Genomic DNA, 20,272 nt, shown 5'->3' with positions numbered 1-20,272 from the left:
TTGCGGGCGGGCGGATGCCGCGTCACACCGGAACGTGGAGCGAGCGATGCCCCCAGGCGACCACCACCAGGGTGAGCAGCGCCGCGACCAGGAGCGGCACGGCCACTCCGAAGCGGAGCAGCAGGGCCCCGACGAGCGCCCCGGCGAAGATGATCGCGATGGCGGCGAAGCGACGATTCCACAGCCCCTTCACCCCTCCCGAGACGAGCGACTCGCTGGCGAGGGAGGTGAGCGTGGATGTCACCACCACGGTGGTGACATCGGCGACCGCGAGGCTGCGTGCGACCGCGGCCTGCACGCCCATCGCCGCAGCCGTCGCCGATGACGCCGCGAGCTCCAGCGCCGACGACTCCGACCATCCCGGCACGACGTAGGCCAGGCCGAGCAGCCCCAGCACGGCGGCGCCGCTCCCGAGGAGCACCGAGACCCCGCCGCTCCAGATCTTCCGACGCCGACGCAGCACCATGCCGCCGATGAATGCGCCGGCGGTGAACGTGCCGAGAGCGATCGCCGGTCCGATCACGGGGAGGTCGTCCGCCCCCGCGACCGCCATCCCGAGGATCACGATGTTCCCGGTCATGTTCCCGACGAAGACGCGGTCGAGCCCGAGGAAGCCGACCGCATCGACGACCCCGGTGACAAAGGTGAGCACCATCATCATCCACAGCGTGACGGAGGGCGCGCGCTCCCCGGAGCGCGCGTGGGTGATGGTGAGCGTCATGGACGGATCCTCGCCAGGGTCGGGCCGAGTTCAGCGCCGAGGGTGAGCACCGCTTCGGCGAGCGCGCGGATGCCCCGGCCGACGTCCTCGCCCAATACGAGCTCGTCGGGGTGATGGCTGATGCCGTCGGCGTTGCGCAGGAACAGCATTCCGACTCCGGTGACCGCGGCCATGGCCATTCCGTCGTGGCCGGCCCTGCTGAAGATCACCGCCGGATCGTCGGCTCCGCCGGGGAGGGTGGACAGGATGCCGGCGCGAACCACGTCCTGCAGCAGCGGCGCACACGCGACCGCGGCCGCACGATGCACTTCGCGCGCTTGCCACCGCAGCCCGCGCCGCCAGGATATGGCGCCGAGTTCCTCCGCGATGCGGTCCCACACGTCATCGCGCTGGTCGTCGAACTCTCCGCGCAGGTCGAGGCTGAACCGCACCTCGCCGGGGATGACGTTGACCGCACCGGGGAACGCCTCGAAACGGCCGACGGTTCCGATGACATGATGCTCGTCCATGCAGATGCGCTCGACCGCCAGAGCGGCCTCGCTCGCCCCGAGGAGCGCGTCATGGCGCGAGGCGTAGGGGGTGCCGCCCGCATGGCGCGCCTCTCCCTCCATCACGAACTGGAATCGGCGGGCGCTCGCGATCGACGACACGACCGCGAGCGCCTCCCCGCGCTGGTCGAGCTCGGGCCCCTGCTCGATGTGCGCTTCGAGATAGCCGATGAGCTCCTCGGGCCGCCGCGCTGCCTCGCCGACACGCGCCGGGTCGAGGCCGAACTCGAGGAAGGCCTGATGCAGAGTCGTGCCCGCCGCATCCGTGAGAGCCCACCACTCCGGCCGCCAGGCACCCGCGACCGCGGCCGATCCCAGCAGCGCCGTTCCGAAGCGCGTGCCCTCCTCATCCGAGAAAGCGATGACCTCGAGGGCGAACGGAAAGGGCGACGCCCACGACCTCCCCACCGCGACGCGCAGCAGCCGCACCGTCTCGATCGCCATGAGCACGCCGACGATCCCGTCGTAGCGGCCCGCGTCGGGCACGGTGTCCAGATGCGACCCGAGGAGCAGCGCCGCGGCGTTCGGCTCGACCGGCGCCGCAGCGCTACGCGCGCGGGCTTCGAGCCGTCCGACCTGATTCCCCGCGGCATCCTGCCACGTCGTCATCCCCACCTCGCGCATCCATTCGGCGATGAGGCGGTTCGCGCGTGCGTGCTCCGGTGAGAGGTAGACGCGCTCGATGCCGCTGTCGGCGGCGCTGATGCGGGCGAGCTCCTCGCACCGCGTCATCACGCGGCGGGCGGCGACCGCGAGCCGTTCGAGAGCGGCCGCATCGGCGGCGAAGAAACGGTCCAGCAGCGCGGTCACTCGGCCCCCGCGTACGCATCGAGGGCGGCGTCGACCCCTCCACCCGTGGCGACTGGCGCACCGAACCGGCGCAGCACCGATTCGACCGCCGCGAGAGTCGTGAGTACGGCGTCCTTGCGCGCGTTGACTCCCATCGTCCCGATGCGCCAGACGCGGCCGTGGAGCGGACCGAAGGAGGTGCCGATCTCGATGCCGAAGTCGTCGAGGAGCGCCTGCCGGGCGATGTCGCCGGGAACGCCGTCGGGGATCACGACGGCGACGACGTTGCTCATCTTGTGCGCGACATCGCCGAACACGGCAAGCCCCAGCCCGCGCACACCGGCGAGCATCGCGTCACCCGCCCGTCGATGCCGGGCGATCACCGCCGACCGCCCCTCGGCGACCAGAACCCGCGCGCACTCCCGGGCCGCGTAGAGCATCGAGGTCGCCTCGGTGTGGTGATTGAGCCGGCGCGGCCCCCAGTAGTCCAGGATCATGCCGAGGTCGAAGTAGTTCGAGCGCACGAAGTCCTCCGCGACCGGGTCGCCCGGTTCGCGGATGCCCGCCTCGATCGTCTTGCGGGACTGCACGACCTCGACGGCTCGCGGCGAGAGGGTCAGGGGCGCCGAGCCCGACGGGCCACCCAGGCACTTCTGCAGTCCGGCGGTCGCCGCATCGAGCCCCCAGGCATCCGCCTCGAACTCATTGCCGCCCAGCGACGCCGTCGCATCCGAGTAGAACAGCACGCCGTGGCGGGCGCAGATCTCCCCCAGCCCATCCAGGGGCTGGTTCATCGTGGTAGACGTGTCGCCCTGCACGATCGCGAGCATCGTGGGACGAACCCGCACGATCGCCTCCTCGATCACCGACACGGGGAACACCTGCCCCCACTCGGCCTCGATCGTGTGGACCTCGGCGAGGGCGCGTCCGGCAATCTCGGCGAGCAGGTGTCCGAACCGACCGAAGATCGGCACGAGAACCCGATCGCCCGGGCGCACGAGAGAGAGGATCGCCGCTTCGATGCCCGCCCGCGAGGTGCCGTCGATCAGCAGCGTCGCCTCGTTCCCGGTCGCCCAGACTTGGCGGTACAGCTCCTGCGTCTCGGCCATGGCGGCGGTCATGAAGGGGTCGTACTGACCGACGAGCGGAGCCGACATCGACCGCAGAACGCTCGGGTAGGCCGATGTCGGCCCGGGGCCCATCAGCAGTCGGGCGGGCGGGTCGATGGGGCCGAACGTGGCGGCATCCGTCATGGTTCTTCCGTTCTGTGGATCGTCGAGGAGGCGAGGCGACGCGCGAGTCGCACGAGGGCGATGTCGGTGCCGGCGCGCGAGAGGAGGGTGACACCCACCGGGGCGCGCCCGAGCGGGGAGGCGACCGTGAGCAAAGGGACGGAGAGGGCGGGGACCCCGGCGACCGAGGCGGGGCTCGTCATGCGCAGGGTCGCCTGTCGCACGAGGTCGATGCCCTCACCCCGAGCGGTGCGCGCCGGCGCGGGGCCGGGAACGGTCGGCGCGATGACGACCTCGTCCTGCACGAGCCCGACCAGCCGCGCCCGCTGAACGTCGAGGGCGGCGCGGGCGGCCGTTTCGTCGTCGACGGTCACCGCGGCGGCGAAGCGGAATCGCTCGGCGACGGATGCTCCGAGAGCTCCCGGGTTGCGCCGCACCCAGTCGCCGTTGTTCCTCCAGGCCTCCGCGGCCTGGACGGTGCGGAACGGCGTCGCGTAGTCGGCGAGCGACCCGATCGACGTGCGGCGCACGATCGGGGGAACCGGGAGGGCGGCGAGTTCTTGCAGCAGGGCTTCGAAAGCATCCTGCGTCGTCGGGTGCGCCGCAGCGAGCATCTCCTCGGGCACGACGAAGCGCCAGGGGAGGTCTGCATCCGATTCCCCCTGGACGTTCTCGGTCGATTCGGATCCTCCGTAGCTGAGGCACCACTCGGCCACCCGCTGCAGCGTCTGCCCGTCGCGCGCGAGCCACCCGATCGCATCGAACGACTGCGCGAGCGGCAGCAGACCCTGCCGGGGCACCAGGCCGTGCGTCGTGCGCAGGCCCCACAAACCCTGGTACGCGGCGGGAACGCGGATCGAGCCGGCCGTGTCGGTGGCCAGGGCGATGTCGGCCTGGCCGGTCGCGACGGCGGATGCCGGGCCGCTGGTCGACCCTCCGGGCAGGGCCTCGGGAAGCGCCCCGTTCGGAGGGGTGCCGTAGTGCGGATTGTTGCCGGCGATCGAGTAGGCGAACTCGTCGGTGCGCGCGATGCCCCGCAACGATGCTCCGCCGCGGAGCAGGTCGCTGACGGCCGGGGCGGTGCTCGGCTCGGCGCGCGCCCCGTCGAGATAGGTCGGGTTGCCCGCGCCGATCCGGTACCCCTTGAGGGCGAAGAGATCCTTCACGGCGACCGAGAGGCCGGCGAGCGGTCCCTCCCACGCGCCCTGCCAGAGGGGGTCGCCGACGGTCCGCCACACCGACCGATCCAGTGCCGGCGACCGTGGAGTGACGTGCGCGGCCACGATCAGCCAGCGTTCGCCATCCCGCTGCCATACCTGGGACTGCAGCCCGGTTCCCCCGCCGGCGTAGCGTGAGACCGAGACCAGGAGCGCGCAGTCGACCCCGAGCGGGCGGTATTCGATCCGCTCGATCGCGCGGGCGGGGACACCACCCCGGATGCCCCGGAACGCGCTGATCGCGTCATGACCGACGAGGAGGCCGGTGTGATCTCCGCGTAGCGTGTCCGGCGTACGGGCGAACGACGCGTCGAGCACCTCGAGGTCGTTCTCGACGATGGCCCGCTCGTACTCCTCGAACGCGCGCAACAGGCCGTCGGGGATGCTCGGGTCGATGAGGTCGCTCATGCACCCTCCTTTCCGGGGCCGGGAAGGAGCGGCCGCTCGACGCGTGCGAAGTCCGCCTCGCGGATGCGCGCGTGCACGCCGCACACGATGTCGACGACCTGGGAGATGTCGAAGTCGGTGGCCGCGGAGAGGTAGGCGTAGGCGAGGTGCTCGTCGAGCCCCCACCGGGCGCCGATCAGCGCGACCGCCGCACGGACGCAGTTGCGCATCGCGACGTCGAGGTCGGGATCGAGGCCGGTGGGCACCAGGAACTCGGGCGTGCGGATGAGCGGGCCGAGCACCTCACCGAACTCGGCGAGCGCGACGGCGCGGGGCACCACGTCGAAGCGCAGCGTCGCCCGCAACGATGCCTCCAGTGCGGTGAGGGCCACCTCGCCGTCGCCCTGGGCGAAGTGCGGGTCGCCGACGTAGGCGAGCGCACCGGGCACCTGCACCGGCAGGTAGAGCGTGGCGCCCTCGGTGAGCAGCTTGATGTCGATGTTGCCGCCGTGGGCCCCGGGAGGCACCGAGTGCGCTCGCTGCGGACCGGCGACCGCCACACCCATCGTGCCGAGGAAGGGCGCCAGCGGGAACTCGACGAGCGCGGGTCCGCCCTCGTGCACCGGCAGCACACCGACGAGCCCCGTGGGTCGCTGCGCCACGGGGGTGAACACGCTGACGTTGCCCGGGTCGCGGGGCAGTTCGCCGGCGAGCGCGCCCTTGCCGTGCCGGTTCGAGATGACGCCGTAGGGTACCCGCGGGTCGAGGCGCAGCACGGTGATGCGTAGGAGATCCCCGGGGACGGCACCGGTCACATGGATCGGCCCGGTCACGACGTGCGGGCCGTCGTGCTCGAGGTCGCGGGAGAGCGCGGCGGCGATCGCGATCGCGTCGGTCAGCACGGCAGGGGCGGGCACGCCATGGCCCGTGAAGTACGCGAGGGGGTCTTTACCCTGGTCCTCGAGCATCCCCTCGTGGCTGACGGTGTCGATGGTCAGAGTGTCGCCCGACGCGATCTCCCGCACGGCGTGGTCCGCTGCGCACGGAAGCCGTCCCCAGAGCACGTTCTCGGGGGCGGCGGAGAGATAATTCTTGTCGGCTGCGGCATCCGTGAGCGGCTGCAGCACCGGCAGGGTCGGATCGATCGCAGCATGCGGGGCGGTCATTCGCGTTCCTCCGCCGCGGACAACAGGCGCCCGGAGGCGCGACGCCGGAACCATGGCGCCTCTCCCGGTCCCCCCTCGGTGACGTCGTAGATCGGCCGGCCGCGCAACCAGGTGCGGCGGATGCGCCCGGTGAGTGTGCGGCCGTCGTAGGCCGTGATCGGGTTGCGGTGCAGCAGCGACGACGCCCGGATCGGGAACCTGTCCTGCGTGCCGAAGACGGTCAGGTCTGCGGATGCGCCCACCTCGATGGATCCCGCTCCGGTGAGACCGGCGACGCGTGCCGGACCCGTGGTGAAGAGCGGCAGGAGGGTCTCGAGGGGGATGCCGCGCATCCGCGCCTCCGTCCATACCGCCGACAGGCCGAGCTGCAGCCCGGAGATCCCGCCCCAGGCGAGGCCGAAATCACCATCGCCCGCCCGCTTCAGCGCGACGGTGCTCGGGGAGTGATCGCTGACGATGGCGTCGATCGCCCCGCTGCAGATGCCCTCCCAGAGCAGATCGCGGTTGGAGGCCTCGCGGATCGGCGGGCAGCACTTGAACTCGCTCGCGCCGTCGGGGATGTCCTCGGCGATCAGCGTCAGGTAGTGCGGGCAGGTCTCCACCGTCAGGCGCAGGCCCTCCTCCTTGGCGGCGGTGATCGCCGGGAGCGCGGTCGCATCGCTCAGGTGGAGAATGTGGACTCTCGCGCCCGTGCGCCGGGCGGTGGCGATGACGGTGTCGATCGCGGAGGCCTCGCTCGCCGCGGGCCGCGATTCGAGGAAGGCGCGGTACTCGCGCCCCATCGGACCGTCGGCCTGCAGAAGCGCCGGGTCCTCGGCGTGCACGATGAGGCGGGAGTCGAGGCGCGCCACCTCGACCATCGTCGCCTCCAGCTGCGCCGCGTCGAGATGCGGGAACTCATCCACGCCGGACGGCGAGAGGAAGCACTTGAAGCCGAACACCCCCTCTGCATGCAGGGCGGCGAGGTCGGCCAGGTTGTCCGGAACGGCCCCACCCCAGAAGCCCACGTCCACGTACGCGGAGGGCGCGGCAGTGGCCCGCTTGGTCGCGAGCGCGGAACGCGTCGTGGTCGGCGGGAGTGAGTTCAACGGCATGTCGACGATGGTCGTGATGCCGCCGGCGGCCGCCGCGAGGGTCGCCGACCGGAACCCCTCCCAGGCGGTGCGGCCAGGATCGTTCACGTGCACGTGGGAATCGACGAGCCCCGGGAGCAGCACGGCGTCATCGCGCACCGTGACGCTGCGCCGCGGAGCCCCGACGGGCACATCGATGTCGGTGATGACGCCGTCCTCGACCTGGACAACGGCGGGGCGGATCGTGCCGTCGATCCACGCGCGCGAGGCGCGGATGGTGAAGCGAGACCTGCTCATGCCGTCAGATGCTCCCCGCGAGAGCCGCGCGACGCGGAGGCAGGGCGTACTCATCGCGCTTGCTCGTCCCGACACCCATCCTCGCCATCCCGACGGCGATGCCGACGGCGGCACCGACACCGTCGACCACCGGCACTCCCACGCGGGCGGTGAGGGTCCGGCAGAGGTCGGCCATACCCGCGCAGCCGAGCACGATGACATCGGCCTCGGCATCCACCGCCGCCGTGCACAGTTCGGCGATGCGCTCGAACGATTCCGATGACGTGTCCTCCAGATCGAGGACGGGAATGCCGGTGCCGGCGAGCGACACGCACGCCGCGCTCATGCCGTAGCGGGTGACCAGGTCGCGCGCCCTGCCGAGCGTGCGGGTCAGGGTGGTGACCACGCCGAACGAACGCCCCGAGACGGCGGCGATGTGCATGGCCGCCTCGGCGATGCCGACGACCGGCACGTCGACGAGCTCGCGCGCGGCATCCAGACCCGGGTCGCCGAAGCACGCGATCACGTAGGCATCGCTCCCGCCCATCCGCTGGTCGGATTCGATCAGGTCGATCACCGCCATCGCCGCGAAGGCCTCGTCGACATGGCTCTCGATCGCATCCGGCCCGTCATCAGGGCAGACCGCGGTGATCTCGACATCGGGCCCTGCCACCTCCCGGGCGGCGACCGCGATCTTGGCGGTCATCGCCCGGGAGGTGTTCGGGTTGAGGAGTGTGATCCTCACGCACGCTCCTCCGCGACCACGGGGATCTCGGCGGAGATGGGCGACGGCTCGGATGCGGCGGTCGCTGCGGCGCCGTCGATCGTGCCGTCGGAGATCCCGTCGGTCTCCCCCTCGAAGGTCGGGACCTTCGGGTCGATGCGCTCGAGCACGGTGAAGGCGAGGAAGCCGAGACCGCACCCGATGAACCAGGTGAAGTTGCCGATCCACGAGACGTCGAACAGTCCGAGGTCGGCGAGCATCTTGGGGAGCACGGCGATGAGGATGGTCGGCACCCCGGCCCAGACCAGCGCCTTGAGTGCGTTCGGGTTGTAGCCCTTGCGGTACCAGTACGCGCCCTCCTCCGACATGGAGAACATGTCGTCGGTCTTGATGCGCTGACGGGCGGCGATGTAGTAGCCGGCGATCAGCAGGCCGAAGAGCGGTCCGATGAGTGCCGCGAGCACCCCGAGGGAGTAGTGGATCGCAGTGGCGTCGGAGTACCAGTTCCACGGCAGGAGGAAGACCGATCCGACGGCGGCGATCATGCCGCCCATGCGCCACGAGATCTTCTGCGGGGCGACATTGGAGAAGTCGAAGGCGGGGGCGATGAAGTTCGCGACGATGTTGATGCCGACCGTCGCCGTGACGAACGTCAGGCCGCCGAGGAGGATCGCCACCGGAGTGTCGATCCTCTCGACCGTGTGGATCGGGTCGGTGATGAGCTCACCGAACACCGGCACGGTGGCGGATGCCGTGATGACGACCAGGAGGGAGAAGAACAGGAAGTTGACCGGGAGTCCCCAGAAGTTGCCCTTCTTGACCGCATCGAAGCTCTTGCCGTAGCGGGCGAAGTCACCGAAGTTGAGCATCGGACCGGAGAAGTACGACACCACGACGCCGATCGCCATGAACATGAGACCGATCGATCCCCAGAAGCCGACGGCCGGCTGGCTCGGGTCGGACAGGTCGAAGCTGATGTTCTCCCACCCCGCCTGCGAGACCAGGTAGATGGCGAGGATGATCATGACGACGTAGACGGCCGGGCCCGCCCAGTCGATGAAGCGGCGGATGACCTCCATGCCCTTCCAGAACAGGGCGACCTGCGCGACCCAGAGGATCGCGTACGAGATCCATCCGAGTGCGGAGAGTCCGAGGAATCCCACGTCGAGGAGGTCCGCGGACCCGGGGATGAACTTGAGGAAGATGATGTTCAGCGACTGCGCCGCGAGGAACGTCTGCACGCCGTACCAGGCGATGGCGATGAGGCCACGGATGATGGCGGGGATGTTGGCGCCCTTGACCCCGAAGATCGCGCGGTTGACGACGGGGTAGGGCACGCCGGTCTTCTGGCTGGGCTTCGCGACCAGATTGGTGAAGACCTGCACGATGACGATGCCGACGACGAGGGCCACCAGCACCTGCCACGCGGCGATACCGAGGGCGAAGAGCGAGCCAGCGGTGACGTAACCGCCCACGGAGTGAACGTCCGACATCCAGAACGCGAAGATGTTGTACGACGACCACTTCTGCTTGCGGAGCGGGGCGAGGTCCTCGTTGGCGAGGCGGGGGTCGTAGTGCGGTTTCATGTTGCCTGACCCGGTCGGGTGACCGGCGGCTTCGACGATGTCCTGCGGTTTCGTCTGCGGCGACGCCGACGTGGGCGTCTCTGCGGGTGGAGGAGTCATTGCCATACCTTCCGGAGGAGGCCCTAGGGCCTGGTGTCTTCAAGACGGTGACCACGACGTCGGGGTCCGGATTGGTGATCCTGATAATGAAGCTATTCATTAACATGAGTGCGCGGGTTTCGCGCATGTAACGTCGATGTGAAGTTCGGCATTCACTCGGTTCCGGCTGTCCGTAGAATCAGACGCATGCCGAACGTCGACAACACGCTCGCTCCGCTCCCCCTCGGACTCGACGTGGGCGCGCGCCTCCGCGATCTACGCAAGCGGCAGGGAATGTCGGCCCGATCCTTGGCTCTCCGGTTGGGGATCTCACCGAGCGCCGTGTCGCAGATCGAGAGAAGCGTTCTGCAACCGAGCGTCTCGCGGCTGATCGCGATCACCGACGCTCTCGGGGTCCCACTGGCCGCCGTCTTCGACCCGCGTCTCGAGCCCGTCGTCGAGCCCGAAACTCCCTCCAGCGGATTCGCGCTAGACCGGGCGGGACATTCTTCGTCGGTCACGCTCGAGAGCGGGGTCCAGTTCCGACGACTTTCGCCGGGGCGCACGCCGGGCGTGGACTACTTCGAGTCGACGTATCCTCCCGGCGCGAGTGCGCACGCCGAAGCAGGGCTGTTCCGCCACGACGGGTACGAGGTCGGCACGATGATCTCGGGCGAGCTGACGATCGACTTCGACGCCGAGCGCGTCATCCTGCGCGCGGGCGACGCCATCAACTACCCCTGCTCGCTGCCCCACCGCATCCATAACACCGGCACCGAAGACGCCGTCGCCCGCTGGCTGATCGTGCACCCCGAGCGCTGAGGACGCACCGCATGCATCACGAAGGCCCGGGTGTCCGCCCGGCAGAGCAGAATGGATGCCGTGGCTGTCCCTCTCTCCGACCTCACCCGCATGCCCGAACCCCAGCAGGTCTACGCCGCTGACGGCACTCGCCTCGCGACGTACACCTGGGGAGAACTCGACGCCCCGGTCGTCGTGATCGTGCACGGGTTCGCCTCGAACGCCCGCGACAACTGGGTCCTCACCGGCTGGGTGCGCGAGCTCACCAAGGCCGGGTACCGCGTGCTCGCCCTCGACCAGCGCGGTCACGGACTCAGTGAGAAGCCTCACCAGGCCGAGGACTACAGCATCCGCACCCTGGTCACCGACGTCGAAGCCGTGATGGACGCGTACCTCGTCGATGACGCCGTGTACGTCGGATACTCGCTGGGCGCGCGGGTCGGCTGGGAGGTCGTGAAGGAGCTGCCCCACCGCATCGGCCGTGCCGTGCTCGGCGGGGTGCCCGACGGCATCCCCCTCGCCCGTCTCGACCTCGACCAGGTGCGCGCGTACATCGCCGACGGAACCCCGGTCGCCGACCCGACGACCCAGAACTACATCGCCCTCACCGAACGAGTGCCCGGCAACGACCTGCGCGCGCTCGTCGCGCTGGCCGAGGGCATGCGGGCGTCCGGGTCGATCGACCCCGACCCGGCGGATGCCCCCACCCGCCCGATCCTCTTCGCGACGGGGTCGAAGGACGCGATCATCGAGGGCTCTCGCGCCCTGGCATCGGCCGCCCCCGACGCCCGCTTCTTCGAGATCCCCGACCGCAACCACTTCAACGCCCCGGGCTCGTCGGCGTTCAAGAGCGCCACGGTGGAGTTCCTGCAGGGCTGAGGGCTGGAGCTGCCGGACGCGCGCAACGGAGGAGATCACCCGCTCTGCAGGACCGGTTTCGGCATCCGCTCCTGCGATGGGCGAGATCTCCTGTGGACGTGATGCGCCGGGTACCCTGACGGCGTGACCACGAAGACAGAGCGCGGCTCACGGAGCGACGTCTTCCTGAGCGTCTTCCTGACGTGGATGCTGACGGTGTTCGGCTTCGGGGCCTCGATCGTCGCCCTGTGGTTGATCGCGTTCAGCGGCTGGGGTGAGCCCGGATCCAGCCCGCAGATCGTGTCCGCCCTCACCGTTGCGCACCTGATCGTCGGAGTGGGCGCGATCGCAGCCGGAATCGTGTTGTCGTTGGCGCTCCGCGAACACGCACGTCTCATCGCGCTCATCGTCCTCTGCACCGTGGGGCTGTCGGCCGCGGGATCCATCGTCGGCGCGTGGATGGTCGCTTCCGGCTGAGCGCCGATCCGGACGCGCGCAACGGAGGAGATCACACGCTCTGCAGGACCGGTTTCGGCATCCGCTCCTGCATTGCGCGAGATCTCCTGTGGAGCGTGCGTCAGTCGGCGGCTGCGCCCCGCGCCTGCTCACCCTCGCGCGACCGCCGCACGAACCAGGCGGTCGGACCGATGACCGGCACCAGTGCGATGACCAGGAACCACAGCAGGAAGCGGATGCCGACGACTCGGCGATCACGCACGGCGGAGACGAGAGCGACCACCGTGTAGACCATCGCCCCAACCCACAGCGCGAAGAGGATCACGTCGTAGGCGGTGGGGATGAGCGGGTTGGCGTCCATACGGGAGTCTCCTCAGCGGTCGAGAGCCCAGCCTTTCACGCCGTCGGGCACCGCATCGGGCGGAGATCTCGCCGTTGGGCGGAGATTTCGGGACAGTTCGTCCGCCCAACGCGGAGAACTCCGCCCAACCCCGCGCCCCGCGCCCCGCGCCCCACGCATGCGAAAGGCCCGCCGCCTCCGAGAGACGACGGGCCGGGCAGAGACTCAGACCGCGGTCTCGGCGCGCTTCGGCAGCACCCATCCCGCACGCGGGAAGTGGCAGGTGTAGCCGTTCGGGTACTTGATCAGGTAGTCCTGGTGCTCGGGTTCGGCCTCCCAGAACGGGCCCTCGGCCTCGATCGTGGTGACGGCCTTGCCCGGCCAGAGGCCCGAGGCGTCGACGTCGGCGATGGTGTCACGGGCGACCTGCTGCTGCTCGGGGCTCAGCGGGAAGATGGCCGAGCGGTAGCTCGACCCGATGTCGTTGCCCTGACGGTCACGCGTCGACGGGTCGTGGATCTGGAAGAAGAACGCCAGGATGTCGCGATAGGTCGTCTTGGTCGGGTCGAACACGATCTCGACCGCCTCGGCGTGACCGGGGTGGTCGCGATAGGTGGCGTGGTCGTTCTGGCCGCCCGTGTAACCGACCCGGGTGTCGAGCACGCCGGGCTGGCGGCGGATCAGGTCTTCCATGCCCCAGAAACAACCGCCGGCGAGAACCGCCGTCTCGGTGCCGGGGGTGCGGGTGATGGTTCCGGTGTCATCGGTCATGACTGCTCCTCGGAGTCGTGGGTGGTGGTGCCGGTGCCGTCGGCGGAGAAGAGGCCGCTGTAGCGACCGTACCCCTCTTCGACGAGCTGGTCGGCGGGGATGAAACGCAGGGCCGCGGAATTCATGCAGTAGCGCAGGCCTCCGGCGTCGCGCGGGCCGTCGTCGAAGACGTGCCCGAGGTGGCTGTCGGCCCCGCTGGATCGCGCCTCGGTGCGCTTCATGAACAGCGAGCGGTCGGTGCGGGTGGTCACGGCATCCGCCTCGATGGGCTTCGTGAAACTCGGCCATCCCGTGCCGCTGTCGAACTTGTCGGTGGAGCTGAACAGGGGCTGGCCCGAGACGACGTCGACGTAGATGCCGGCGTCGTGATTGTTCCAGTAGGCGTTGCGGAAGGGCGGCTCGGTGGCATCCTCCTGCGTGACCTCGTACTGCAGGTGCGTGAGGTCGCTGACGGCCTCGGGCGTCTTGCGGAAGTCGTTCGACATGGTCTGTGTCTCCTTTGTCCGACGCCGCTGGCTGCGACGTCTCTGATCACAACCAGCGAGCGACCCGTTTTGGTCCCGCAGGGCTGAGAGCGGGCTGTGAGTTTTTCTTCGTCACGCGAGCACGCGGACATGAGACGATTCCGAGGATGGATGCCGCCAACGATGCCGAACTGCGCGAACTCCGCGCCCGCGCCTACGGCCCGAGGGCCGACATCACGAACGACCGTGCCGCGATGCGACGTCTGCGCGAACTCGAAGCGGCCCGACGTGCCGAGCTGAGCGCCGCGACGGCTCCCGCAGGACCGCCGGTCGGCGCGGAAGAACCGGATGCCGCGCCCGCCGAGCAGCTCCCTACCGACGCGGCACCGGCGGTCGCCGCCCGCACCGGCGCCCCCGCCGCCGACGACGGCGAGCCCGAGTGGTGGCAGCCGGGCGAGGAACCCGACGATGACGCTCGCGTCGGGGCGACGGCATCCGTTCCCCGTCGGCGACGCGTGCTCTGGGCGCTCTCGGTGATCGCTTCGGCCGCCGTGGCTGCCGGCGTGACCTACGCGCTCACCGGGGTTGCACCGGTGTCGGCATCGTCGGGTGTGCCGCAGACGACGACCCTGCATCCGACCACGTCGACCGCGGTGCCGCAGGGGTTCTTCGGCGCCGCGGAGGACACCCCCGTCTACGACTTCTACGGCCTCACGCTGTTCCACGCCGAGGGCGGTTTCGGGGGCGGCGGGAGCGGTGACACGGATGTCTGCATCATCGCCGTCGCGACCGAGGAGGTGCCCGCGGTCGACTCCTTCGACTCCACGTCGTGGGGAGTCAACGGCCCCATCTACAACGGATGCAGCGCGGGTGCGTTCCCCGCGACCATCGAGGTCCCCCTGCGGAGCGAGGCGCCCGAAACGCTCCGCACCCGGTTCCCCGAGGCGCGTGGCGTGCAGTTCGTGCTCGACGGCGACCGCGTCGGGGTGTTCGTCGACAACGGGCAGACGTTCGGCTGAACGGGGGCCGATCGGCCCGCCTCTAGGCTGATCCCGTGGATTACGCCGCCGAGCTCCGCCGCCACCCGCCCGTCGCGGGAGCGACGACCGACACCGGACTCATCGAGTTCGAGTGCGACCTTCTGCGAGGCACCGACGATGAACTCGGGATCCAGGCGTACGCGACATCGTCCGCATCGCTCGAGAGCGACGTGCTGCCGGTGCTCACGAATGCGCTGGATCGGCTCGATTCCCTCCGTCGGATGATGCCCGAGTACGACGCCGACCTGGCGATCGTGACGCTGCACGAGGGGCGCCTCGGCCTGACGTTCTGGGAGCGCACTCAGAACAACGAGTTCATCGCGATCTTCACCCCCGACGACGCCGCCCCGCACGGGTGGCGCTACGACGGGCTCGGCGACCTCTTCGGCGGCTGAGGGGGCGCGGCCGTCCCGCGCTGCGGCGGCGCACTCCCGCGCCGCGCCGACTCGATAGAGTGTCTCGTCTGCACACACACCCTGGGGGACGCACATGTCGGTTGGTCTGCTCGCCGTCGTCGACGACATCCTGAGCGCGGCGATGAAGGCTTCGGCCAAGGCCGCGGGCGTCGTGATCGACGACGCCGCCGTCACGCCGCAGTACGTGCAGGGCATCACGCCCGCGCGCGAGCTGCCGGTCGTCGCGAAGATCGCCGTCGGGTCGCTGGCGAACAAGTTCGTCATCATCATCCCGGTCGCGCTGCTGCTCACCGCCTTCGCACCGTTCGTGCTGCCGTACCTGCTGATCCTCGGCGGTGCGTACCTCTGCTTCGAGGGTGCCGAGAAGGTGCTCGAGTGGTTCGGGGTGCAGCACGGCCACGCCGACGAGGGCGCCCGCAACGAGAACAAGCTCGTGTGGGGCGCCGTGCGCACCGACCTGATCCTCTCGACCGAGATCATGCTCATCTCGCTGTCGAACCTCGAGGCGGGCCTCGACATCTGGACCACCCTCGCGATCCTGGCCGTGATCGCGCTCATCATGACCGGCGTCGTCTACGGCGCGGTCGCGCTGCTGGTGAAGATCGACGACATCGGTCTCAAGATGGCGAAGAGCCGCGAGAAGCGCGTGCGCCACACCGGCATGCGGATCGTGCGATCGATGCCCGGAGTGTTCCGCTTCATCAGCATCCTCGGCACGGTCGCCATGCTCTGGGTCGGCGGGCACCTGCTGCTGGTCAACCTCGGCGAGGTCGGCGTGCACTTCGGCGCCGACATCCTGCACGGGATCGAGCACATCCTCGAACCCGCGGGCGCCGTCATCGTCTGGAGCGGCGACACCCTCTTCTCGGCGATCGCCGGCCTCGCCGCCGGCCTCATCATCGTCGGGATCGTGCTCGGGATCGCGAAGGTCTTCGGCAAGAAGCCGAACTTCCACGAGGGCGAGGAATCCCCCGCCGACGTGCACGCCTGAGCACCCCCTCGGTCTGAACGCCCGGGGGCTCAGACCCGCGCGTGATCCGGGCTGTGCAGCCATTCGTCGAAGGTGATCGCGCCCTGCAGCGCGTCGGGTCCGCCGCGCAGCGCGCCGGAAGCCAGCCCGCGACCGTAGGCGCCGGGCAGCTTCACGTCGAGCACCCGCCGACGGATGCCGTCGAAGGCGAGCTGCCGTCGGGCGACGTCGACGAGCGTCTCATCGCGCGGACCCACGAGATCCTGCGCGCGCCCCACCGGCCCCGCCTCGGCCACCCGCACCACGTGAGCGGCGACCTCGCGGGCGGCCACGGGGCGCATGAGCGTGCGCGGCGCGACCGCGAAGGGCCCGGCGATCTGCGCGAGCACCTGCCCCGCGAACTCGTGGAACTGCGCGGCGCGCACGATGGTGTGCGGGATCGTGCCCGCCGCGACCGCCCGTTCCTGAGCGAGCTTCGCCGCGTAGTACGCGGTGTCGATGCCGTCGATCCCCACGATCGAGAGCGCCACGTGGTGCGCCACCCCGACCTGCGCCTCAGCCGCGAGCAGGGTGCGCGTGCCGGTCTCGAAGAAGTCCCGCGCCTTCTTCTCCGACAGCGTCATGATGCTGGTGACGTCGATGACGGCATCCGCTCCGGCGAGCGCCTCGGTCACCCCCTCACCGGTGAGCACGTTCGCCCCGCTCGCGCGCGAGAGCACGACGACATCGTGCCCGGCCTCGCGCGCGGTGCGGCTGACGTGGCGTCCGACGGTTCCGGTGCCTCCGGCGACGGCGATCCTCATGGGTCTTCCTCTCGTTCGGGGTGCCCTGCGCGTCACCCTGTCACAGGTCCGACGATGCAGAGGGCGCGAGTGTGAGGTCGGTAGTCTTCGAGAGCACCCGTCTTCGAGAGTGCCCCGACGAGGAGAACCCGTGGACGACGACCAGGACGACGTGTTCGGCGAACGGCGCCGTCTCACTTCCCTCGCCTATCGCATGACGGGAACTCTGGCCGATGCCGAAGACGTCGTGCAGGAGACGTACGTGCGCTGGTATCGGATGACGGATGCCGAGCGCTCCGGCATCCTCAACCCGCCCGGGTGGCTCACCACGGTCGCGAGCCGCATCTCGCTCGACCTGCTGACCTCGGCGCGGCGACGACGCGAGCAGTACGTCGGCCAGTGGCTGCCCGAACCGGTGCCGCTCGATCTGTTCGTGGGCGGGGAGCGGATCGCCCCCGCATCCGTCGCCCTCGACGACCCGTTGGAGCGGGTCGCGCTCGATGAGTCGGTGTCGACCGCGCTGCTCGTGGTGCTGGAGTCGATGACGCCGGCCGAGCGCGTCGCGTTCGTGCTGCACGACATCTTCGAGGTGCCGTTCCCCGAGATCGCCGAGATCCTCGGGCGCTCAGCGGCGGCCGTGCGTCAGCTCGCGACCTCGGCCCGGCGCCACGTGCGCGAGAACCGCACGAGCGCGGTGCCGCGCGCCGAGCACGACCGGGTGGTGCGGGCGTTCCAGCACGCGAGCCGTTCGGGCGGTATCGAGCAGTTGCTGCGGGTGCTCGCCCCCGACGTCGAGCTGCACAGCGACGGCGGCGGGGTCGTGCGCGCGGCGCTCAACGTCGTGTCCGGCGCCGATCGCGTGGCCCGGTTCCTGCTCGGGATCGCGGCGAAGCGCCCCGACATGCAGCTGGAGGAGATCGAGACCGGCGACGGGCTCGCGCTGCTGTTCCGCGAGTACGGCGAGGTCGTCAGCGTCGTGAACCTCGGCGTCACCGACGGGGCGGTGACCCGCGTGTGGATCATGATGAACCCGCACAAGCTGTCGCACTGGCGCGCCGACGTCGCCGCATCTCAGTAGGGCGGCGCGAGTCCGTCGAACATCGGGAAGTGCTTGACGTTGCGGGTGAGAAGCTCGGCTCCGAGGAGATCTGCTGTGGCCGCGACGATGAAGTCGGCGGCATCGATCCCCGAGTATGCGGGAAGCCACCGACGGCCGAGCTCACCGGCGCGCTCCGCGACCGGCCGATCGACCGGGTGCCAGATGATCTGGTCGATCAGCGGCTCGATACGGGCCAGCTCATGATCGCGGATCAGGACGAGGAGCTCGGTACGCACGATCTCACTCGAATGCAGAGCTCCTCTCTCGACCGCAGAGAGGAGAGCCTGGTGCGCGCCGAGGACCCCCCGCGTGTGATCGATCAGTACGGACGTATCGATGAGGCTGATCATGAAAGTCAAGTGAGACGTCGCCCGGAGCGGATGCCGTCGACGAGCTGCTCCCCCGAGATGTCAGAGGTCACAGCGCCGAAGGTCGCCGCGAGGGCGCGCCGCGTTGCGTCTTCGTCGTCGACGTGGCCGTACGTCGAGTGGATCGCCTGACGGATGAGACTGCTCATCGACAGGCCTGTACGGGTCGCGACGGCGTCGAGCACGCGACGGTCGTCGTCGCTCAGGGAGATCTGCGTGCGCTTGAGGCTCATGATGTAAGGACTATACATCGCGACTCATTCGCACGACAGACATGAGAGAGGAAGCATCCACCCATCCTGTCGAGCTCAGCGCGTCGATCGATGGCGAGCAGACCCGCCCGCACCGACCGACGCGAAAGCGACAGAAACGGGTCGCTGTGCAGGAGCACTGGCGCACCGACGTCGCCGCATCCTGATACCGTCGGCGATGCGCTTCCCGCAGCGCAGACCCAGGAGAACCCCGTGCAGATCAGGGATGCCGGAGTCGCCGACCTCGAGGCGCTCACCGAGATACACAACCACGCCGTGGCGCACACGACCGCGATCTGGAACGAGGACTCCGTCGACGTCGACGACCGGGCCGCGTGGCTGGGCGAGCGTTCGTGCGACGGATTCCCGGTGATCGTCGCCACGGATGACACGGGCGTGCTCGGCTACGCGTCGTTCGGTCGGTGGCGCCCGCACAGCGGCTATCGGCACACGGTCGAGCACTCGGTCTACGTGCGCGAGGGGCAGCACGGACGCGGCATCGGACGCGCCCTGCTGACCGCGCTGATCGAACGGGCCCGAGCCCAGGGCGTGCACGTCATGGTCGCCGCCGTCGAGAGCGGCAACGCCGCCTCGGTCGCCCTGCACGAGAAGCTCGGCTTCGTCGAGGTCGGGCGGATGCCGCAGGTCGGCGCAAAATTCGGACGCTGGCTCGACCTCACCTTCCTGCAGCTCACGCTCGACGAGCGGGCCACCCCCGCACCGGCATCCTGAGCATGGATCCCCTGAACTGGCTCGTCGAGGCGTTCAACTCGAACTGGGTGCTGCCCGGCGGGCAGACGCTCCTCGTGCGCGAGGTCGTCGGAAACGCCTTCGGTCTCGCGAGCGCGATCGGCGGGATGCGCCGGCGCATCTGGGCCTGGCCCGTCGGCATCATCGGCAACGTGCTGCTGCTGACCGTCTTCCTCGGCTCGGCGCTCAGCCCCGACCACTCGCTGCCGCACCTGCTCGGGCAGGCCGGACGCCAGGTGATGTTCATCGCCGTCGCGATCTACGGGTGGGTGCGCTGGCGTCAGGCCGAGGGCGGTCGGATCCAGCCGCGGTGGGCGCCGACCGGAGCGCGCATCGGACTGGTACTCGCCCTGGTGATCGGCACCGTCGCGCTGACCCCGCTCTTCCGGGCGCTCGGTTCGTGGGAGCCCGTCTGGGCCGACGCCTGGACCTTCGTCGGGTCGCTGCTCGCGACCTACGGCATGGCCAAGGGCTGGACCGAGTTCTGGCTGATCTGGATCGCCGTCGACGTGGTGGGCGTGCCGCTGCTGTTCAGCTCGGGCTACTACGCCACCGGACTCATGTACGTGTTCTACGGCGGGTTCACCGCGGTCGGTTTCATCGTGTGGATGCGCACGCAGCGGCGGGCGGTCGAGCCGATCCTCACCGCGCAGACCGGGCTGATCCCTGTGCAGAAGAGTGTGCAGAAGAAGAGCGCTCGGGGATCAGCAGCACGACCCCCAGCAGCAGACTGATCCCGAGCGCCACCATCTCGCCGATCGCCGATGCGAGCGGCATGTGCGCGAGGTGGAACGCGTGGTACGCGAAATGCAGCGTGCCGAAGACCGTCCAGGCGAAACCGAGCACGCGGTACGCGATCGGGTGACGCCAGATCAGCCCGCCGATGCTCGCCGCTCCGAGCGCCAGGTACATGGCGCCGACATCGCGGATGAGGTGTTCGTTGAACGGACCGTCGACCGAGACCCACGAGCCGAGCACTCCGGGGAACGAGTCGTAGAAGCTCCGCGCCGCGAAGTACGCCCAGCCGCCGACGAACAGCGCGAGCAGGGCGGAGAACGCGAGGGCGAGGGAATGGAGTCGTCTCATGCTCGTGATGACGACGCGGGAGG

24 protein-coding genes are annotated in these 20,272 nt (G+C 69.7%); 9 read left to right on the top strand and 15 right to left on the bottom strand.

Going from position 1 to position 20,272, the window contains the following annotated elements:
- Positions 1-22: 22 nt before the first annotated feature.
- Genes ACI2JZ_RS07590 through ACI2JZ_RS07555 form a run of 8 tightly spaced genes read right to left on the bottom strand, consistent with a single transcriptional unit; the run spans position 23 to position 9,818 of the window.
- Positions 23-721 (bottom strand): YoaK family protein, encoded by a 699-nt coding sequence (locus ACI2JZ_RS07590; RefSeq protein WP_404597086.1) that lies wholly within the window; start codon positions 719-721, stop codon positions 23-25.
- On the bottom strand, positions 718-2,079 hold the full coding sequence (locus ACI2JZ_RS07585) for a Zn-dependent hydrolase (protein WP_404597085.1): 1,362 nt from the start codon (positions 2,077-2,079) through the stop codon (positions 718-720). The genes ACI2JZ_RS07590 and ACI2JZ_RS07585 overlap by 4 nt, the downstream gene beginning before the upstream one ends.
- Positions 2,076-3,311 (bottom strand): pyridoxal-phosphate-dependent aminotransferase family protein, encoded by a 1,236-nt coding sequence (locus ACI2JZ_RS07580; protein WP_404597084.1) that lies wholly within the window; start codon positions 3,309-3,311, stop codon positions 2,076-2,078. The genes ACI2JZ_RS07585 and ACI2JZ_RS07580 overlap by 4 nt, the downstream gene beginning before the upstream one ends.
- Positions 3,308-4,915 (bottom strand): AtzH-like domain-containing protein, encoded by a 1,608-nt coding sequence (locus ACI2JZ_RS07575; protein WP_404597083.1) that lies wholly within the window; start codon positions 4,913-4,915, stop codon positions 3,308-3,310. The genes ACI2JZ_RS07580 and ACI2JZ_RS07575 overlap by 4 nt, the downstream gene beginning before the upstream one ends.
- Positions 4,912-6,060: an acetamidase/formamidase family protein gene (locus ACI2JZ_RS07570; RefSeq protein WP_404597082.1), complete on the bottom strand. Its 1,149-nt coding sequence runs from the start codon at positions 6,058-6,060 to the stop codon at positions 4,912-4,914. The genes ACI2JZ_RS07575 and ACI2JZ_RS07570 overlap by 4 nt, the downstream gene beginning before the upstream one ends.
- The gene (allB, locus tag ACI2JZ_RS07565) at positions 6,057-7,430 is read right to left on the bottom strand and encodes an allantoinase AllB (protein WP_247624165.1); all 1,374 of its coding nucleotides are present in this window, start codon (positions 7,428-7,430) and stop codon (positions 6,057-6,059) included. The genes ACI2JZ_RS07570 and allB overlap by 4 nt, the downstream gene beginning before the upstream one ends.
- Before the next feature lie 4 nt (positions 7,431-7,434).
- On the bottom strand, positions 7,435-8,154 hold the full coding sequence (locus tag ACI2JZ_RS07560) for an aspartate/glutamate racemase family protein (RefSeq protein WP_404597081.1): 720 nt from the start codon (positions 8,152-8,154) through the stop codon (positions 7,435-7,437).
- Positions 8,151-9,818 (bottom strand): NCS1 family nucleobase:cation symporter-1, encoded by a 1,668-nt coding sequence (locus ACI2JZ_RS07555; RefSeq protein ID WP_247624163.1) that lies wholly within the window; start codon positions 9,816-9,818, stop codon positions 8,151-8,153. Before ACI2JZ_RS07555 ends, ACI2JZ_RS07560 begins: the two co-directional genes overlap by 4 nt.
- Before the next feature lie 186 nt (positions 9,819-10,004).
- Between ACI2JZ_RS07555 and ACI2JZ_RS07550 the strand changes: the two genes are divergently transcribed.
- The 3 genes from ACI2JZ_RS07550 to ACI2JZ_RS07540 all read left to right on the top strand — a co-directional run bounded on the left by ACI2JZ_RS07550 (position 10,005) and on the right by ACI2JZ_RS07540 (position 11,933).
- Positions 10,005-10,619, top strand: a complete 615-nt coding sequence (locus tag ACI2JZ_RS07550; RefSeq protein WP_247624162.1) for a helix-turn-helix domain-containing protein — start codon at positions 10,005-10,007, stop codon at positions 10,617-10,619.
- A gap of 51 nt (positions 10,620-10,670) precedes the next feature.
- The gene (locus ACI2JZ_RS07545) at positions 10,671-11,477 is read left to right on the top strand and encodes an alpha/beta fold hydrolase (protein ID WP_404597080.1); all 807 of its coding nucleotides are present in this window, start codon (positions 10,671-10,673) and stop codon (positions 11,475-11,477) included.
- Between the two features lie 123 nt (positions 11,478-11,600).
- Complete coding sequence (locus ACI2JZ_RS07540) at positions 11,601-11,933, top strand: hypothetical protein (RefSeq protein WP_247624160.1); 333 nt, start codon at positions 11,601-11,603, stop codon at positions 11,931-11,933.
- Between the two features lie 100 nt (positions 11,934-12,033).
- Here ACI2JZ_RS07540 and ACI2JZ_RS07535 read toward each other — a convergent pair whose 3' ends face one another.
- The 3 genes from ACI2JZ_RS07535 to msrB form a co-directional block, all read right to left on the bottom strand.
- Positions 12,034-12,273, bottom strand: a complete 240-nt coding sequence (locus ACI2JZ_RS07535; RefSeq protein ID WP_247624159.1) for a PLDc N-terminal domain-containing protein — start codon at positions 12,271-12,273, stop codon at positions 12,034-12,036.
- Positions 12,274-12,477: 204 nt separating this feature from the next.
- Complete coding sequence (msrA, locus tag ACI2JZ_RS07530) at positions 12,478-13,023, bottom strand: peptide-methionine (S)-S-oxide reductase MsrA (protein ID WP_404597079.1); 546 nt, start codon at positions 13,021-13,023, stop codon at positions 12,478-12,480.
- Positions 13,020-13,508 carry a peptide-methionine (R)-S-oxide reductase MsrB gene (gene msrB / locus ACI2JZ_RS07525; protein ID WP_247624157.1) on the bottom strand — a complete coding sequence of 163 codons (489 nt, stop codon included), beginning with the start codon at positions 13,506-13,508 and terminating at the stop codon, positions 13,020-13,022. The genes msrA and msrB overlap by 4 nt, the downstream gene beginning before the upstream one ends.
- Positions 13,509-13,654: 146 nt before the next feature.
- Between msrB and ACI2JZ_RS07520 the strand changes: the two genes are divergently transcribed.
- From ACI2JZ_RS07520 to ACI2JZ_RS07510, 3 genes are all read left to right on the top strand, one after another.
- Positions 13,655-14,506 carry a hypothetical protein gene (locus ACI2JZ_RS07520; protein ID WP_404597078.1) on the top strand — a complete coding sequence of 284 codons (852 nt, stop codon included), beginning with the start codon at positions 13,655-13,657 and terminating at the stop codon, positions 14,504-14,506.
- Positions 14,507-14,541: 35 nt separating this feature from the next.
- Positions 14,542-14,922: a hypothetical protein gene (locus tag ACI2JZ_RS07515; RefSeq protein ID WP_404597077.1), complete on the top strand. Its 381-nt coding sequence runs from the start codon at positions 14,542-14,544 to the stop codon at positions 14,920-14,922.
- 94 nt (positions 14,923-15,016) lie between these two features.
- Positions 15,017-15,934: a DUF808 domain-containing protein gene (locus tag ACI2JZ_RS07510; protein ID WP_404597076.1), complete on the top strand. Its 918-nt coding sequence runs from the start codon at positions 15,017-15,019 to the stop codon at positions 15,932-15,934.
- 29 nt (positions 15,935-15,963) lie between these two features.
- On the opposite strand, the gene ACI2JZ_RS07505 is transcribed toward ACI2JZ_RS07510, so the two are convergent.
- Positions 15,964-16,716 carry an SDR family oxidoreductase gene (locus ACI2JZ_RS07505; RefSeq protein WP_404597075.1) on the bottom strand — a complete coding sequence of 251 codons (753 nt, stop codon included), beginning with the start codon at positions 16,714-16,716 and terminating at the stop codon, positions 15,964-15,966.
- Between the two features lie 130 nt (positions 16,717-16,846).
- Here ACI2JZ_RS07505 and sigJ point away from each other — a divergent pair, with 130 nt between their 5' ends.
- Positions 16,847-17,773, top strand: coding sequence for an RNA polymerase sigma factor SigJ (gene sigJ / locus ACI2JZ_RS07500; protein WP_404597074.1), 927 nt, complete (start codon positions 16,847-16,849; stop codon positions 17,771-17,773).
- Here sigJ and ACI2JZ_RS07495 read toward each other — a convergent pair.
- On the bottom strand, positions 17,767-18,144 hold the full coding sequence (locus ACI2JZ_RS07495) for a type II toxin-antitoxin system VapC family toxin (protein ID WP_247633505.1): 378 nt from the start codon (positions 18,142-18,144) through the stop codon (positions 17,767-17,769). The genes sigJ and ACI2JZ_RS07495 overlap by 7 nt on opposite strands.
- Before the next feature lie 5 nt (positions 18,145-18,149).
- Positions 18,150-18,395 (bottom strand): ribbon-helix-helix protein, CopG family, encoded by a 246-nt coding sequence (locus ACI2JZ_RS07490; RefSeq protein WP_404597073.1) that lies wholly within the window; start codon positions 18,393-18,395, stop codon positions 18,150-18,152.
- A 231-nt stretch (positions 18,396-18,626) separates the two neighbouring features.
- Here ACI2JZ_RS07490 and ACI2JZ_RS07485 point away from each other — a divergent pair, with 231 nt between their 5' ends.
- Positions 18,627-19,145, top strand: a complete 519-nt coding sequence (locus ACI2JZ_RS07485; RefSeq protein ID WP_404597072.1) for a GNAT family N-acetyltransferase — start codon at positions 18,627-18,629, stop codon at positions 19,143-19,145.
- A gap of 2 nt (positions 19,146-19,147) precedes the next feature.
- Entirely contained in the window at positions 19,148-19,897 is a 750-nt protein-coding gene (pnuC, locus tag ACI2JZ_RS07480; protein ID WP_404597071.1) for a nicotinamide riboside transporter PnuC, read from the top strand.
- Here pnuC and ACI2JZ_RS07475 read toward each other — a convergent pair.
- A complete protein-coding gene (locus tag ACI2JZ_RS07475; protein WP_404597070.1) occupies positions 19,806-20,249 on the bottom strand; it encodes a hypothetical protein in 444 nt (147 codons plus the stop codon). The genes pnuC and ACI2JZ_RS07475 overlap by 92 nt on opposite strands.
- Positions 20,250-20,272 lie beyond the last annotated feature (23 nt).

Origin of the sequence: Microbacterium sp. NPDC087868 (assembly GCF_044900755.1) — a bacterium.
GTDB classification, from domain to species: Bacteria; Actinomycetota; Actinomycetes; order Actinomycetales; family Microbacteriaceae; genus Microbacterium; species Microbacterium galbinum.
The sequence above is the reverse complement of the archived record's forward strand: the minus strand, read 5'-3'. Positions and strand labels throughout refer to the sequence as shown.